Source organism: Actinoplanes sp. NPDC051861, from assembly GCF_040681145.1.
Lineage (GTDB): Bacteria > Actinomycetota > Actinomycetes > Mycobacteriales > Micromonosporaceae > Actinoplanes.
This window is the reverse complement of sequence record NZ_JBFAYE010000004.1, coordinates 71386-85774: the sequence shown is the minus strand read 5'-3', so window position 1 is coordinate 85774 and position 14389 is coordinate 71386. Positions and strand designations below refer to the sequence as shown.

Below are 14389 nucleotides of genomic sequence, written 5' to 3'. Positions count from 1 at the left end.
AGGACACATTGACCACCTTCCATGTCCTGACGGTGCCGGAGGCACTCGAGGCCGAGCACGTCGATCAGCAGCAGGGGCTGAGCGCCGCCGAGGCGGCACGGCGCCGGGAGCAGTACGGGCCGAACCGCTTCGCCGAGGCCAAGAAGGAGCCGTGGTGGCGGGCGTTCGTGCGCCAGTACGCCGATCCGATGCAGATCGTCCTGCTCGTCGCGGGTATCGGCAGTCTCTACCCGCTCAAGCAGTGGGGCACCGGCATCATGCTGATCCTGCTCACCCTGCTGAACGCGGCGCTCGGTCTGCAGCAGGAGGGCAAGGCCGCCGCAGCGATCGACGCGCTGCAAAAGATGATGATCATCAAGGCGAGGGTACGGCGTGACGGCGCCCTCACCGAGTTGCCCGCCGAGGAACTGGTGCCCGGCGACGTCGTGCTGCTCGAGGCCGGTGACGTCGTACCGGCCGACGGGCGGCTGCTGCGGGCCGCCACCCTGGAGATCGACGAGTCGGCGCTGACCGGCGAGAGCCTGCCGGTCTCCAAGGACGTCGACGCGCTGACCGCCGAGGACACCGACCTGGGTGACCGCTCGGACATGGCGTACATGAACACCAACGTCACCCGGGGCTCGGGCGAGCTGCTGGTCACCGCGACCGGCATGACGACCGAGGTGGGCCGGATCTCCGGCATGCTGCAGACCGAGAAGGACGCGGAGACGCCGCTCACCCGGCAGCTCGCCAAGCTGACCAACCAGATCCTGGTGATCGCGGGCATCGCGCTGCTGGCCTCGGTGATCATCAACCTGGCCCGGGGCAACGAGTTCAACGTGGTCTTCACGGCCGCCGTCGCGTTCGCCGTCTCGGCGATCCCGACCGGCCTGCCGGCCGTGGTCACCACGATCCTGTCGCTCGGCACCCAGATGCTCGCCAAGGCGAACGCGATCGTGAAGAGGCTGCGCTCGACCGAGACGCTGGGCTCCACGTCGGCGATCAACTCGGACAAGACCGGGACGCTGACGCTCAACCAGATGACCGCCGTCGAGATGACCATCCCGGGCCGGCGGTACACGGTCTCCGGCAGCGGATACTCCACCGACGGTGTGATCAAGCGGGTGGCCGGGCAGCCGGACGTGCCCCTGGAGGAGTTCCTGCTGCCGATGATCCTGGCGTCGGACGCGGTGGTGAACGACGGGCAGATGATCGGCGATCCGACCGAGGGCGCCCTCGTGGTGCTCGCCGAGAAGGGCGGGCTGGACGCGACGGCGACACGGCAGGCGTACCCGCGGGTGGCGGAGTTGCCGTTCGATGCCGCGTACAAAATGATGGCGACCTTCCACCGGATGACGGTGGACGGCCGTGAGGTGATCCGCTGCTTCGTCAAAGGCGCGCCGGACCAACTGCTCGCCCGTGCCGGGCGACGGCCCGACGCGAACGACCTGAGCCTGCTCCCGGTCGACGACGACTTCCGCGAGCGCTACCTCGCCGAGAACACCCGGCTGGCCGAGCAGGGCCTGCGCGTGATGGCGACCGGGCGCAAGGACTTCGACCCGGACACCTTCGACCCGTCCGCCGACCTGCTGCCGCTGCTCGACGGGATGACCGTGCTGACCCTGGTCGGCATCGTCGACCCGCCCCGCCCGCAGGCACAGAAGGCGATCGCCGAGGCGCACTCGGCCGGCATCGAGGTCCGCATGATCACCGGCGACCACGCGGTGACCGCCGCGGCCATCGCCGGCAAGCTCGGCATCCGCGGCCGCGCGATCACCGGCGCCGAGTTCGGCGCGATGAGCGACGAGGAGGTGGACCGGGAGATCGACGGCATCGGGGTGATCGCCCGGGTCACGCCGGAGCACAAGGTGCGCCTGGTCGAGGTGCTCAAGCGCAAGGGGCACATCGTCGCGATGACCGGCGACGGGGTGAACGACGCCCCGGCGCTGAAGAAGGCCGACATCGGCATCGCGATGGGGATCACCGGCACCGAGGTGAGCAAGGAAGCCGCCGCGATGATCCTCACCGACGACGACTTCGCCACCATCGTGAAGGCCGTCGAGCTGGGCCGGGCGCTCTACGCGAACCTGAAGAAGTACATCTTCTTCCAGATCGGCGTGCTGATCGGCATGATCGTCACGTTCCTCGCGGCGAGCATCGGCAACATCGCCTCCGGCGTGCCGTTCGTGCCGCTGCAGACCCTGTGGCTCAACTTCACCACGCAGGTGTTCCAGGCGGTCGGCCTCGGTTACGGCAAGGCCGAGGCGGACATCATGCAGCACAAGCCGCGCAAGTCCGACGAGCCGCTGCTGAGCCGCGCCTCGCTCGGCTGGCTCGGCTTCATCGGCCTGGTGATGGGCGTGATCACCCTTGCCGTCATCTGGTGGGCGGAGAACGAGTACGACATCGGCACCGCCCGCACCATGGGCCTGACCGCGTTCTCCATCGCGAACCTGGCCTTCTCGCTCACCGTACGCAGCGAGATCCGCTCGGTGTTCAGCCTGGAGACCTTCGACGACCGGCGCTTCGTGATCACGACCGCGATGTCGGCCGCGGCGATCGTGCTGGCCACCGAGTTCGGCCTGTTCCAGAAGATCCTCAACACCGTCAGCCTGGACCTCGGCCAGTGGCTGATCTGCCTGGTTGCCGGCGGCATCATCATCCTGCCCACGGAGATCCGTAAGGCAGTGTTCCGAGGGAGAGCACGATGAGCAGGCCAGGACTGATCGACCTGGGCGACGTCGCGATCGGCGTGGCGATCCGGGCCGGCGAGAGTGCGACCGAGGCGTGGAAGCGGCTCCGCGAGGCGGGTGAGCGCACCACCGGCTCACCCCGGTGGAAGGAGCTCGCCGAGCGGGGCGCCGTCGAACGGAACAGGGGCCGCGCCCGCGCCGCCGAGGCGCTCGACGCCGCGATGACCGCGATCGCCACCTCCCCGCTGGTCAACCGCATCGTGGCGATCCAGGTGGACCGGGTCCTGTCGCTGCTGGAGCAGGAGCCGGAGCGGATCCGGGTGCTGGTGCGCGGCCAGCGCGACTCGATGGTCGGCGAGGTCGTCGGCCGGGTCCGCACCGGAGCAGCGGCCGGTGACGCGGCGGTGGATCGGCTCACCCTGCGGATGTCCCGCCGGGGCGGTGCCGCCGAGCCGACGTGAACGGTTACGCCGGGCTGGTCAGCAGGGCCATGGCGTACTTTCTGGACGCCCTCATCGTGGCCCTGCTGACCGGGGCCTCCGCGACGGCACTGGGCCTGGTGGCCTCGGTGGTCGGCGCGGAGGCCCGGGAGCTGGCCCGCATCGTGCTCTCGTCGTACCTGATCTTCCTTCCGTCGATCATGGCGATCTACTGCGCGGTGTTCTGGATGCTGGCGGGTCGCACCCCGGGCATGGCCGTGCTGGGGCTGCGCGTGGTCGCGGTCACCGGCCGGCCGGTGCGCTGGTTCGCCTCGCTGGTCCGCGCGCTGCTGGTCGCGTACTTCCCGATCGGCGCCCTGTGGCTGCTCGTCGACCGCCGTCACCAGGCCCTGCACGACAAGGTGGCGCGCACCGCCGTCGTCCGCGTCTCATCCGGCGAGGATGAGGTGACCGTGGCGGCCCGAGTCGCACGCTGATGGCAGGGCCTGTCCTGCCGTTCACCCGGGGCTGCGGCGTGGCCCAGGCGGCGCCTGGCGGCGTCCGGTCAAAGGCCACATACAAACCCGGTATGCGACCTTCGCCCGGCCGACGCCAGCCACCACCTGGACCTCGCCTCGCACTCGGGTGAACGGCAGGACAGGCCCTGATACGGGGGCAAAAGGGGGATCACAGCGTGCTCACCATGGGCGTCGAAGAGGAATTTCTGCTGCTGGAGCCGGACGGCGCGGTCGCGCCGAAGGCGTCGGCGGTGGTCCGTAACGTACGCACCGAGGATCAGATCAAGCCCGAGTACATGGCCTACCAGCTGGAGACCGCCACCGCGGTCTGCACGGGCCTGGACGAGCTGCGCCGGGAGCTGACCCGGCTGCGGCTGGTCGCCGCGGAGGCGGCCGAGAAATCCGGGGTTTACCTGGTCGCCAGCGGTGCCGCGCCGCTGGCGGCCGGGCCGCTCGGCGCGCTCACCTCCGACGACCGCTACCAGCGGCTGGCCCGGCGGTTCCCGGAGGCGACCGAGGCCGGCGGCACCTGCGGATGCCACGTCCACATCGGCGTACCGGACCGGGAACTGGCCGCGGCCGTGCTCACCCGGCTGCGCCCGTGGCTGCCCGCACTGCTCTCGCTCACCGTGAACTCGCCGTTCGCCGCCGCGAACGACACCGGGTGGGCGAGCTACCGCTATCAGGCCCAGCTGCGCTGGCCGACGTTCCGGCCGCCGGGAGTCTGGGCCAGCGCCGACAGCTACGACCGGGAGGTGCGCTCGCTCGTCGCGGCCGGCACCGCCGTGGACGAGTCCGGCATCTATTTCCTCGCCCGGCTCTCGGCCCGCTATCCGACCATCGAGGTGCGGGTCGCGGACACCTGCCTGAGCGTCGACGACACTGTTCTGCTGGCCGGCGTGGTGCGCGCGCTGGTGTCCGCCCTCATCGAGGACGTGCGGGAGCGGGCCAAGGTGGTGCCGATCGCCGGCGCGCTCGTCAGCGACCAGTTGCTGGCGGTCGCGCGGGGCCGTGCGCACGAGACCTCGCGGCTGCTGCGCAAGATCACCCCGTACCTGGACGCGGCGGGGGACACCGGTGACATCTACGCGGGCATGGAGCGCCTGCGGCGCGAGGGCACCGGCGCCGATCGTCAGCGCCGGCTCTTCCAGAGGTACGGGCCGACGAGCGGATTCGTCCGCGCTCTCGCCGAGGCGACCGCTCCGGTGTCGCTGGTGTCCTGACGGCGTGGGCGCACCGGTCACCGTGGCGGGCATGCACAACGGTGACCGGCGCGGGTCTCACGGCCTGTCGTTCAGGAGCCCAGGATGCGCGCCTTCTGCGCCTCGAACTCGGCGTCGGTCAGCACGCCCTGCTGCTTGAGCTCACCGAGCTGCTTGAGCTGCTCCAGCTTCGCCGCCATCGGATCCTCCACCGGCGGGGGCGGGGGCTGCTGCGGTGCGTACTGCGGCGGTTGCGCCTGTTCGCTGTACATCGCCTGTTCGTCGGCCTGCCGTTGCCAGCGGCCGGCCTGGCGCCGGGAGACACGGTTGGAGACTGCGGTCGCCGTGCCGGCGACCACGGCGGTGCGGGCCATTCCTCTGAGCAAAGGCATCGCCGATCACCACCCTCCCTGGGAGGCCGCCTGCGCCGCCTCCGGCTCAGACTCGTCCAGGGCCGCGATCAGCGACTGTACGGGGATCCGCCCGCCCGCCACGAGCTGTGCGCCGTTGAGCCTGAGCTGGACGGCGAGGGGCGCGGCCCAGGTGTTCTCGTACACCAGGACCACCGCTGCCGAACCGGCGGTCAGCACCGATCCCGCCTCCCGCAGGTCGTCGCCGCCGAGCACGCCCGACGCCGCCCCGTGGAAGACGCCGAGGCCGGCCAGCTCCAGGTCCTGACCCTGGATGGCCGTCACCGTGCCGTCGTGTCCCTTGCGGATGAACAGGATGTCCAGCACGCGGATGATCCCCCGGTCGACCAGGTCCACCAGGAGCGGGAACGCCTTCCCGTTCAGGCTGCCGTCCGGGAACTCCACACACAGGTAGTCGATCGGGCCCATCTCTTCGAGCTCGCGCATCACGCATCCCTCTTTCCGCCGGCGTGACTCTGTCTCCTGCTCATCGCTCTCCCTTACCTCGTCGTCGTCAGCACTCGGGCGTGCCCGGGAGCACCCGGGATGTGGGTCAGCGCCACGATGCTGCCGCTGGACTCGGCGACCGGGCCGGCGAGGTCGTTCACCCAGCGGTGCTCCAGCAGCACCGCCAGGGCGTCGGTCTCGTCGTCCACCATGGCCGCCACCTCGTCGATGTCCGACTCGGTGATCAGCCCGCTGGCCAGCCGGGCGTAGTCCGCCCGCTCGCCGCGCAGACCGGGCAGTTCGCTCAGCTCGACGCCGAACGCACCACCGGCCGAGTCGGTTCGGACCACCAAGGCGTCCACGACCCTCATCTCCTCCACCTCACCGAGACGGAAGAGGGTCGCCCGGACACCGTCGCTCAGATGTTCTGCGGGGAAGGACAGCACCATCAGTTCCAGCGGCCCGAATGCCATGGGGCTCAGACTGCTCGCTACGCGAGCCTCCGGCCTCACCCGCCGGGGGTGAACCGTGCCCCTCCGGTGCCGCCGCCCGGGTGTTCATCCGCGACGGGTGAGGCGGCGGGCCGGGCGGTCCGGAAGCGTCGGCGAGAGCTGTTCCGCTTCCGCTGCGAGGTGCAGGACCATGACGATTCCATCCGAAACGTCCCCAGCGGCAACACCCGACGGCGCGGCTTCACCGAGCGCACCCCCGGGGACCACGCCTCCCGCTCCGGCTTCCGCCTCTCCGGCTTCCGCGTCTCCTGGGAGTGCCGCTCCTGGGAGCGCGGCGGTTGGTGGCGGCGCGTCTGACGTACCCGATGATGTTGAGCTGGAGCGGCTCCGTGCGGAAGTGGCGGCGTTGCGTGCCCAACTGGAAACCGGTCGCCGCAGGCGGCCCGGCGGTCACGCGATCCGGGGTGCCCTGGCCGCCGTGCTCGTGGTGCTGGCAGCCTTCGCCCTGGTCACCAGTGTGGTGGGCCTGTGGGCGGCGCGGACCACGCTGAACACCGACCGCTGGGTGGCCACCGTAGCGCCGCTGCCCCAGGACCCCCAGGTCAACGCTGCCGTGGCGCAGTACGCGACCACCCAGGTCTTCGAGGTCGTCGACGTGGAGACGCGGCTGCGCGAGGTGCTGCCCCCGCAGGCGGCGTTCGTGGCCGGCCCGATCACCGGACAGCTGCGCGAACAGGTGTACAAGACCGTCGAGAACGTGCTCAGCAGCGAGCGCTTCCAGGTCATCTGGGTCGAGGTGAACCGTCAGCTGCACCAGCGGATCCTGGCCGTCCTGGAGGGGACCAGCACGGTGATCACGGCGCAGGAGGACCGCATCCAGATCGACCTGCTGCCGCTGATCAACCAGGTGCTGCGGGAGCTCAGCGCCCAGCTGCCCACACTGTTCGGCAAGACGATCACGCTGCCGGACCTGAGCAGCGGTGAGATACCGGCGAACCTGCGCCTGCGGGTCGAGGAACAGCTCGGCGTGACGCTGCCGGAGAACTTCGCGCAGTTCACCGTGTACGACTCGGGGCAGCTGTGGGCGGCCCAGCAGGCCGTCGCCACCGCCAAGCGTGACCTGGCCATCTTCGTCGGCGCCACGATCGTGCTGCTGCTCGCGGCGTTCGCGGTGTCACCCGGGCGCCGGCGCACCGCGGTCCAACTGGGCATCTGGCTGGTCGTAGCGGCCGTCACGATTACAGTGATCCTGCGGGCGGTACGGCGCCAGATCGTGGCGGAGGTCCCCGAGGGCGTCTACCGCAACGGCGTGGACGCGGCCATGACCACCGTCTTCAGCCTGCTGCGCGAACGCGGAACCCAACTGATCTGGATCGGCGCGATCCTGGCCGCGGCGGCGTACCTGGTCGGACCCGGCCGCTTCCCGGTCTGGCTACGCGCCCAGATCCGCCGCGGCCTGACCGCCGGCTGGCGCTGGACCCGCACCGGCTGGAGCACCGCGTCCGCACACGGCCCCGGCCTGATCAACGCCAACCTGGACGCGTTCCGGATCGGCGGCCTGGTGGTGGCGGGCGCGCTCGCCCTGATCCTCTCGTCGTGGACGTCCCTGCTGGTGATCGTCGTGCTGCTGGCGGCCTACGAGGTGGCGGTGACGCTGATCGCCCGCAACCACCACGAACCCACCCCACCTCCCGCCGTCCCCACCCCTTCCTGACCACGCACGCCCCACCCACTCGTCGCCCCACCCGCTCGCTGCGCTCCGCTTCCGCTTCCCGCCTCCGCTTCTCGCGCTGCGCCGCGTGGCGCGGCGCCGGGCGGGGCGGCGCGGGCAGCACGGGGCAGGCGGCGTTGCGCGGTGGCGGGGCGGGAGGGTTGGAGCCGTGAGAGTGGGGAGGTTTGGGCGCGAAGCTGGACGGGCCCCGTGGGGGTGGGGCCCGTCCAGGCTGTGGGGTGGGTCAGATGTTGGGTTGGGCGGTCAGGCGGCCGGCGGCTACGGCCTCGGTGAAGGTGGCGTGGTCCCGTTCGGTCTGGGTGGCGTAGGACTCGGCGAACTCGGTGAGGGCCTCCTCGAAGCGGGTGGAGGTGCCGAGGTAGGCGGCGACGGCAATGCGGTCGCCGCCGCGGGCGTGTGCGCGGGCCAGCGTCCAGCCGCAGAGGACGGCGTACGCCTGAAGGCCCGCCGCGTCCATCTCCTCCACGGCGGCGCCGCCCTTCCAGTCGCGCAGCTGGCGCACGTAGAAGTCGCGGGTCTTGCCGTCGAAGCCGGGTACGGCGTGCCAGCCGAGGAAGATGTCGCTGGTGGCCTGCATGACACGTTGGCCGGCGACGACGCGGCGGCCCTGGGAGTCGTGTTCGGACGGGCTGCCGGGCAGGTGGGCGGCGAGCACCGACGGGCCGGCCTCCTTCACCTGGAGAAGCAGCGGGTCCTCGTCGTCGCGGCCGGTCATCAGGAGGATCCAGCAGCGGGTGCCGACGGATCCGACGCCGACCACCTTGCGGGCCAGGTCGACGAACTCGAACGCGTCGAAGAGGCGGCGGCGGTCGTCGGCGAGGCTCTCCCGGTAGCCGGCGAGCAGGTCGCGGATCTGGCTCTCCAGGTGTTTGCGGGCCACGTCGGGCACCAGGTCGGCGACCGGGACCAGCAGCGGCGGGTCGGCGACGATCCGGCGGTGGCCGTCGACGAGTTCGGTGAGCTTGCGGTACGCCTGCAGGCTGGTACGCGTCCGAGCCTTGGCGCCGGCCTTCGCCAGTTTCCGGCTGCGCTCCTTGCCGAGCCGCCCCGCGAGCCGTTCGCGCAGGTCGTCCACGTCGGCGCGGGCGTACCAGACCTCGAGCTCGGGCATCTGAGCGAACTCGGTCATCGCCTCCCGGTAGCGGCGGCCCGCGGCGAGCACCACGGCGGCGCGTTCGCGGCGTTTGAGACCGTTCGCGCGGCCGGCCAGCGCGAGGCTGGCGACGAGGCGTTTCACGTCCCACTCCCAGGGGCCGGGGTGGGTCTCGTCGAAGTCGTTGAGGTCGAAGACCAGGCGGCGCTCGGGTGAGGCGTAGACGCCGAAGTTGAACAGGTGCGCGTCGCCGCAGAGTTGCGCCGTGATGCCGGACGACGGGGTGCCCGCCAGGTCGGCGGCCATCACGGCGGCGGTCGCCCGGAGGAACGCGAGCGGTGAGGCGAGCATCCGGCCGTGGCGGATCGGCAGCAGTTCGGGCAGCCGGTCGGTCTCCTGCGCGAGGATCACGTCGACCGGGTCGGGCCGGTCGGCGGCCGGCGCGAACGCGGCGTGCTCGTCGAGCGGCACCCGCTTCCGGGCGGCGCGCCCCGCCGCAGCTCGCGCTGCGGGGTCGCGCCTGATTTGTCCGGTAAGGGCGGTGCCGGTCGCGCCGGGTGGGTCGGTGGCAGGGGCGGTCATGGTGTGGTCGTGTCGCTGAAGGTCTCCAGCAGGATGCCCTGCTCCTCCTGCGTGAGGTTGGTGGCGATCAGCTTGCTGTGCAGGCCGTGGAAGCGCTCGCCGAGCCGGTCCAGGTCGCCCTTGTCGGTGACCAGGAAGAGCGCCGAGGTGCCCTCGGTGATCTCGGTGCGGATCCGTTCCAGGGTCTCCCGGTCGATGCCGGTGCCCGAGGTGGCCCGGACCAGCGCCCCGATGCCGGCGCCGACCGCGCCGCCCACGACCGGGACCAGGAAGAGGCCGCCGATCACGATGCCCCAGAAGGCGCCCCATCCGGTCGAGTGCCGGGTCGCCTCGTGCTCGTGATGGGTCTCGGGCTTCTCGGCGCCCTGCGGCCAGGTGACGACCGCGTGGTCGACGACGTGGATCAGGCCGTCGTCGGCGGCGTACTTGACGATCTTCGCCATCTGTTCCGCGCGGTTCGGGTCGTCGAACTTCCATACCGTGAAGGTGGTCATTGCCGCCCTCCTTGTCCGTTGCTCGATGGGGTGGCCGCCCCCGGGGCGGGGGACTCACCGGAGATGAGGCTGTTCATCCAGCGCGTTGACGGGTCGATGTCGATCAGCAGGCCCTTGGTGAGCAGCGTCAGCGGGATCGCCAGCAGCGCGCCGAGCGGCCCCAGGATCCAGGCCCAGATGATCAGGGACAGGAAGGAGACGGTGGCCGAGACGCCGACCGCGTCCCCGACGATCTTCGGCTGGATGATCGACTGGATCACGAAGTTGATCGCGCAGTAGAGCACGATCACCGTGAGCATCAGCTCGGGACCGCCCTGGAGCAGGGCCAGCAGAGCCGGTGGCACCAGACCGACGATGAAGCCGATGTTCGGGATGTAGTTGGTGATGAAGGAGAGCAGCCCCCAGAGGAGCGGCAACGGCACGCCCAGCGCCCACAGCGCGACCGTGTCGATGACCGCCACGATCAGGCCGAACACCGTGCTGACCAGCAGATAGCGGCGGGTGCCCTGTGCGAAGGAGCGGAACGCGCCCACGACCTGCGGCCGCTGGGCGGTGACCGAGCGCAGACGGGCCGGGAAGTGCACCGCGTCGACGCACATGAACAGCAGCGTGGCCAACAGGAACAGCGAGTTGGACAGGATGCCGGCGATACCGCCGAACAGCGACTCGACCAGGCCGAGCACCGCACCCGGGTCGACACCGGCGACCGCGTTGCGCAGCGTCTCCTCACTGATACCCATGCCGGTCAGTGAGGCGACGACGTCCGCACGGATGCCGGCGAACTGCTCCTGGTACTGCGGCAGTGTGTCGATGAGCTGCGCCACCGAGTAGGCCAGCGCCGCACCGAGACCGATCAGGATCAGGTTGGCCACCAGGATGGTCGAGAGCATCGCCACCCAGACCGGCGCGCCGTGCCGTCGCAGCCAGCTCGTGATCGGGCTGACCGTGACGGTGAGCATCAGCGCGAGGAAGACGGGCCCGAGGATGTGGGCGACACCGCGCATCCCGGCCACGACCACCACGGCGCTCGCCGTGCCGAGCAGCACGATGACTCCCCGTGGCAGCCCTGGCAGGGGCACGCCGCCCGGCCGGACCGGATGCCGGGCCGGCCGGGCCGTCAGGCGGTTCACGACCGGGACCCGTCCCGGCCGGGACCGCCTCCTCGAACGGTCCCGGCCGGGCGGGCGTCAGTACCGGACCTCACGGCCGTGCGCGGTCAGGGCGTAGATGACGAGAACGTCGATGGCGATGACGATCGTGGACCAGATCGGGTACGCCGGGAGGAACGCGAGGTTCGCCAGCGCGCTGATCACGGCGATCACGATGCCGACCACGCGGGCCCACATCTGCCCGGCCAGGACGCCGAAGCCGGCGAGTGCGGTGATCACGCCGATGATCAGGTGGGTCCAGCCCCACGAACTGAAGTCCATCGGGATGACCAGACCGTTGTTGGTGGTGACGTAGAAGTCGTCGCGGAAGAGGGCGACCAGTCCTTCGATGGCCTGGAACGACCCCAGCATCAGCAGCATGACGCCGGCGAAGACGACCATGCCCACCCATCCGGTCGGTTCGCGCCGGCCCGGCGGCGTGTACGGCGGTTCGTCGTAGGCCCGCCGGGTTTCGGTGTCGCTCATTGTCCAGTCTCCCTAGTCAGAGGGGGTGTGGCTTCCCGATCGTGAGCCGGGCGCGGTGGCGGGCACGCCATCCGTGGCGAATGAATGGGAGCCGGACGCGGCGCCGACCCGGCTGAGACAGACCACTTCCACACCGGAGTCGTCCAGCCGGGTCAGCAATCGCTCCAGGTCGGCGTCGGAGAGCCGGCCGCGGATCGTGCTCTGGTACGGCAACACCCGGCACCGCAGGTCCTTGAGCGCCATCCTCAGCAGTGGCCCGAGGAAGCCCCGGACCCGGAACTCGTAGCGCTCATACATGACCTGACTCCTTCGCTGAGCGGTGTGGAGTTCAGACCTTGCCGTTGATCACCGAAAGTGACCTCCCCCGTACGGGGTGAACACGCTCGGAGTCCCGAGTTCACCCCTGAGGAATGAAGAGCGCCGATGGGCAGTCGTGGCTCACTTGGTCGGACCACAGGTTCGCAAAGGAGAAGAACATGGCAACTCTGGTCGCCATCGGGTACCCCGACGAGACCACGGCTACGGCGGCTTCCCTGGAAGCCGACCGGCTGGCGAAGGACCTGATCATCCAGCCGGACGCCATCGCGGTGATCATCCGGGACCGTGAGGGCAAGTACCACGTCACGACCAACCACCACGCGGTGGCCGGCGGGACCACCTGGGGAATGTTCTGGGGCCTGCTGTTCGGCATGCTGTTCTTCATCCCGATCCTGGGCATGGCGATCGGTGCCGGACTCGGCGCGCTGACCGGCAAGCTGACCAAGGGCGCCATCAACAAGGAGTTCCAGGAGCGGATCCGCGAGGAGCTGCAGCCGGGCACCTCGGCGCTGTTCCTCATCGTCGAGTCGGTCACCCCGGACAAGGCCGTCGAGGCGCTGAGCAAGTTCGGCGGCACGGTGCTCAAGTCCTCCCTGCCGAAGGAGACCGAGGCAGAGCTGCAGGCTGCCCTGCACGGCGAGGACAAGTAAGGTTTCGGAAACACGTCACGGACGCCGCCCGTGGGAACGGGCGGCGTCCGTCGTGAAGGGACGGACATGGCGAGCACGGACTGGATCCCCGGCATCAGGGCGGCCGCGACCTACAAACCGGCCTGGCTGCCGAAGGACGTGACCGCCGGGATCGTGCTGACCACACTGCTGGTCCCGCAGGGCATGGCCTACGCCGAGCTGGCCGGCCTGCCCGCGATCACCGGGCTGTACACGTCGATTCTGTGCTTGCTCGCGTACGCTGTCTTCGGTCCTTCGAAGGTCTTGGTCCTCGGCCCGGACTCTTCGCTCGGGCCCATGATCGCCGCGGTGATCATCCCGATCGCCGCCTCGGACGGCGATCCGGCGAAAGCCGTCGCGCTCGCCTCCGTCCTGGCCCTGCTGGTCGGCGTGTTCATGACCGCCGCCGCGCTGTTCCGGCTCGGCTTCGTCGCCGACCTGCTCTCGCGCCCCACCCAGCTGGGGTACATCAACGGCCTCGCCCTGACCATCCTGATCGGCCAGCTGCCGAAGCTGTTCGGCTTCTCGACCGACGCCGACGGGCTGCTCGGCGAGGCGGCCGCGTTCGTGAGCGGCGTCGCGTCCGGTGAGACGGTCCCGGCCTCGCTCGCCCTCGGTGCCGCCGGGCTGCTGGTGATCCTGGCGCTGCAGCGTTGGTTGCCGAAGGTGCCGGGCATCCTGATCGCGGTGGTCGGCGCGATCCTCGCGGTCACCGCGCTGGGCCTGATCGATCGCGGCGTCGAGGTGGTGGGCCCGCTGCCGCAGGGCTTCCCGCCGTTCACCATCCCGGAGATCTCCTGGGGCGACCTGGGCCTGCTGGCCGCCGGCGCCCTGGGCATCACGCTGGTCTCGGTCACCGACACCATCTCGACCGCGTCGGCCTTCGCCGAGCGGACCGGGTCGGAGGTGCGCGGCAACCAGGAGATGGCGGGCATCGGCGCGGCCAACATCGCCGCCGGGTTCTTCCAGGGCTTCCCGGTCAGCACGAGCGGATCGCGGACGGCAGTGGCCGTCCAGGCCGGAGCCCGCAGCCAGCTGACCGGTGTGGTGGGTGCCGCCGCCATCACCCTGCTGCTCGTGCTCGCGCCCGGCCTGCTGAAGAACCTGCCGCAGCCGATCCTGGCCGCCGTCGTGATCGCCGCCTCGCTGTCGCTGGCCGACCTCGGCAGCATGCGCCGGCTGTGGCGCCAGCGGCGGGTGGAGTTCTCGCTGGCCCTGGCCGCGTTCCTGGGCGTCGCGCTGCTCGGCGTGCTGCCCGGCATCGCGGTCGCCGTGGCACTCTCGGTGCTGAACGTGTTCCGCCGCCTGTGGTGGCCGTACCGGGCGGTGCTGGGCCGGGCGGAGGGTGTCTCCGGCTACCACGACCTGAAGTCCTACCCGGACGCCGAGCAGATCCCCGGACTGGTGCTGTTCCGCTTCGACGCGCCGCTGATCTTCGCGAACGCGCGGACGTTCCGGGAGGAGGTTCTGCATCTCTCGCACGCGGAGCCGCCGCCGAAGTGGATCGTCATCGCGGCGGAGCCGCTCACCGACATCGACACCACGGCCGCGGACATGCTCGAGGACCTCGACGAGGAGCTCAACTCCAAGGGCATCTCACTGGTCTTCGCGGAGATGAAGGACCCGGTCCGGGAGAAGATCGACCGGTACAAGCTGACCAGGACGATCAACCCGGAGCACTTCTTCCCGACCGTGGAGGAGGCCGTCGAGGCGTACCGGATCCGCGCGACCTGATTTCATCCCCGCCG

15 protein-coding genes are annotated in these 14389 nt (G+C 70.5%); 7 read left to right on the top strand and 8 right to left on the bottom strand.

Annotated features, from left to right (window positions below; genetic code table 11):
• The first annotated feature begins 8 nt into the window (after positions 1-8).
• From AB0M02_RS14555 to AB0M02_RS14540, 4 genes are all read left to right on the top strand, one after another.
• Positions 9-2690, top strand: a complete 2682-nt coding sequence (locus tag AB0M02_RS14555; RefSeq protein ID WP_364226305.1) for a cation-transporting P-type ATPase — start codon at positions 9-11, stop codon at positions 2688-2690.
• On the top strand, positions 2687-3133 hold the full coding sequence (locus AB0M02_RS14550) for a hypothetical protein (RefSeq protein WP_364226303.1): 447 nt from the start codon (positions 2687-2689) through the stop codon (positions 3131-3133). The genes AB0M02_RS14555 and AB0M02_RS14550 overlap by 4 nt, the downstream gene beginning before the upstream one ends.
• Positions 3130-3588 (top strand): RDD family protein, encoded by a 459-nt coding sequence (locus tag AB0M02_RS14545; RefSeq protein WP_364226300.1) that lies wholly within the window; start codon positions 3130-3132, stop codon positions 3586-3588. Before AB0M02_RS14550 ends, AB0M02_RS14545 begins: the two co-directional genes overlap by 4 nt.
• Positions 3589-3794: 206 nt before the next feature.
• Positions 3795-4832 carry a YbdK family carboxylate-amine ligase gene (locus AB0M02_RS14540; RefSeq protein WP_364226298.1) on the top strand — a complete coding sequence of 346 codons (1038 nt, stop codon included), beginning with the start codon at positions 3795-3797 and terminating at the stop codon, positions 4830-4832.
• Between the two features lie 71 nt (positions 4833-4903).
• Here AB0M02_RS14540 and AB0M02_RS14535 read toward each other — a convergent pair whose 3' ends face one another.
• From AB0M02_RS14535 to AB0M02_RS14525, 3 genes are read right to left on the bottom strand one after another with little or no spacing between them, the layout of a single operon-like run.
• Complete coding sequence (locus AB0M02_RS14535) at positions 4904-5203, bottom strand: SHOCT domain-containing protein (protein WP_364226295.1); 300 nt, start codon at positions 5201-5203, stop codon at positions 4904-4906.
• Positions 5204-5209: 6 nt separating this feature from the next.
• On the bottom strand, positions 5210-5668 hold the full coding sequence (locus AB0M02_RS14530; protein ID WP_364226293.1) for a DUF6325 family protein: 459 nt from the start codon (positions 5666-5668) through the stop codon (positions 5210-5212).
• 53 nt (positions 5669-5721) lie between these two features.
• Positions 5722-6141: a DUF6325 family protein gene (locus tag AB0M02_RS14525; protein ID WP_364226290.1), complete on the bottom strand. Its 420-nt coding sequence runs from the start codon at positions 6139-6141 to the stop codon at positions 5722-5724.
• 376 nt (positions 6142-6517) lie between these two features.
• Between AB0M02_RS14525 and AB0M02_RS14520 the strand changes: the two genes are divergently transcribed.
• Complete coding sequence (locus tag AB0M02_RS14520; RefSeq protein WP_364226288.1) at positions 6518-7834, top strand: hypothetical protein; 1317 nt, start codon at positions 6518-6520, stop codon at positions 7832-7834.
• 241 nt (positions 7835-8075) lie between these two features.
• On the opposite strand, the gene AB0M02_RS14515 is transcribed toward AB0M02_RS14520, so the two are convergent.
• From AB0M02_RS14515 to AB0M02_RS14495, 5 genes are read right to left on the bottom strand one after another with little or no spacing between them, the layout of a single operon-like run.
• A complete protein-coding gene (locus AB0M02_RS14515) occupies positions 8076-9527 on the bottom strand; it encodes a DUF2252 domain-containing protein (protein ID WP_364226286.1) in 1452 nt (483 codons plus the stop codon).
• Positions 9524-10021, bottom strand: coding sequence for a DUF1269 domain-containing protein (locus AB0M02_RS14510; RefSeq protein WP_364226283.1), 498 nt, complete (start codon positions 10019-10021; stop codon positions 9524-9526). Before AB0M02_RS14510 ends, AB0M02_RS14515 begins: the two co-directional genes overlap by 4 nt.
• On the bottom strand, positions 10018-11151 hold the full coding sequence (locus tag AB0M02_RS14505) for an AI-2E family transporter (protein ID WP_364226280.1): 1134 nt from the start codon (positions 11149-11151) through the stop codon (positions 10018-10020). Before AB0M02_RS14505 ends, AB0M02_RS14510 begins: the two co-directional genes overlap by 4 nt.
• A 57-nt stretch (positions 11152-11208) precedes the next feature.
• Entirely contained in the window at positions 11209-11655 is a 447-nt protein-coding gene (locus AB0M02_RS14500) for a hypothetical protein (RefSeq protein WP_364226278.1), read from the bottom strand.
• Between the two features lie 12 nt (positions 11656-11667).
• Positions 11668-11952, bottom strand: coding sequence for a hypothetical protein (locus AB0M02_RS14495; protein WP_364226275.1), 285 nt, complete (start codon positions 11950-11952; stop codon positions 11668-11670).
• A gap of 179 nt (positions 11953-12131) precedes the next feature.
• Between AB0M02_RS14495 and AB0M02_RS14490 the strand changes: the two genes are divergently transcribed.
• Complete coding sequence (locus AB0M02_RS14490; RefSeq protein ID WP_364226272.1) at positions 12132-12623, top strand: DUF1269 domain-containing protein; 492 nt, start codon at positions 12132-12134, stop codon at positions 12621-12623.
• Positions 12624-12689: 66 nt separating this feature from the next.
• The gene (sulP, locus tag AB0M02_RS14485) at positions 12690-14375 is read left to right on the top strand and encodes a sulfate permease (RefSeq protein WP_364226269.1); all 1686 of its coding nucleotides are present in this window, start codon (positions 12690-12692) and stop codon (positions 14373-14375) included.
• Positions 14376-14389: the final 14 nt, after the last annotated feature.

What these genes read in the sequence shown, in the direction of transcription:
- AB0M02_RS14495 (WP_364226275.1), bottom strand. Translation starts at nt 11,952, where the DNA reads ATGTATGAGCGCTACGAGTTCCGGGTCCGGGGCTTCCTCGGGCCACTG.
- AB0M02_RS14525 (WP_364226290.1), bottom strand. Translation starts at nt 6,141, where the DNA reads ATGGCATTCGGGCCGCTGGAACTGATGGTGCTGTCCTTCCCCGCAGAA.
- AB0M02_RS14500 (WP_364226278.1), bottom strand. Translation starts at nt 11,655, where the DNA reads ATGAGCGACACCGAAACCCGGCGGGCCTACGACGAACCGCCGTACACG.
- AB0M02_RS14490 (WP_364226272.1), top strand. Translation starts at nt 12,132, where the DNA reads ATGGCAACTCTGGTCGCCATCGGGTACCCCGACGAGACCACGGCTACG.
- AB0M02_RS14540 (WP_364226298.1), top strand. Translation starts at nt 3,795, where the DNA reads ATGGGCGTCGAAGAGGAATTTCTGCTGCTGGAGCCGGACGGCGCGGTC.
- sulP (WP_364226269.1), top strand. Translation starts at nt 12,690, where the DNA reads ATGGCGAGCACGGACTGGATCCCCGGCATCAGGGCGGCCGCGACCTAC.
- AB0M02_RS14550 (WP_364226303.1), top strand. Translation starts at nt 2,687, where the DNA reads ATGAGCAGGCCAGGACTGATCGACCTGGGCGACGTCGCGATCGGCGTG.
- AB0M02_RS14515 (WP_364226286.1), bottom strand. Translation starts at nt 9,527, where the DNA reads ATGACCGCCCCTGCCACCGACCCACCCGGCGCGACCGGCACCGCCCTT.
- AB0M02_RS14530 (WP_364226293.1), bottom strand. Translation starts at nt 5,668, where the DNA reads ATGCGCGAGCTCGAAGAGATGGGCCCGATCGACTACCTGTGTGTGGAG.
- AB0M02_RS14535 (WP_364226295.1), bottom strand. Translation starts at nt 5,203, where the DNA reads ATGCCTTTGCTCAGAGGAATGGCCCGCACCGCCGTGGTCGCCGGCACG.
- AB0M02_RS14510 (WP_364226283.1), bottom strand. Translation starts at nt 10,021, where the DNA reads ATGACCACCTTCACGGTATGGAAGTTCGACGACCCGAACCGCGCGGAA.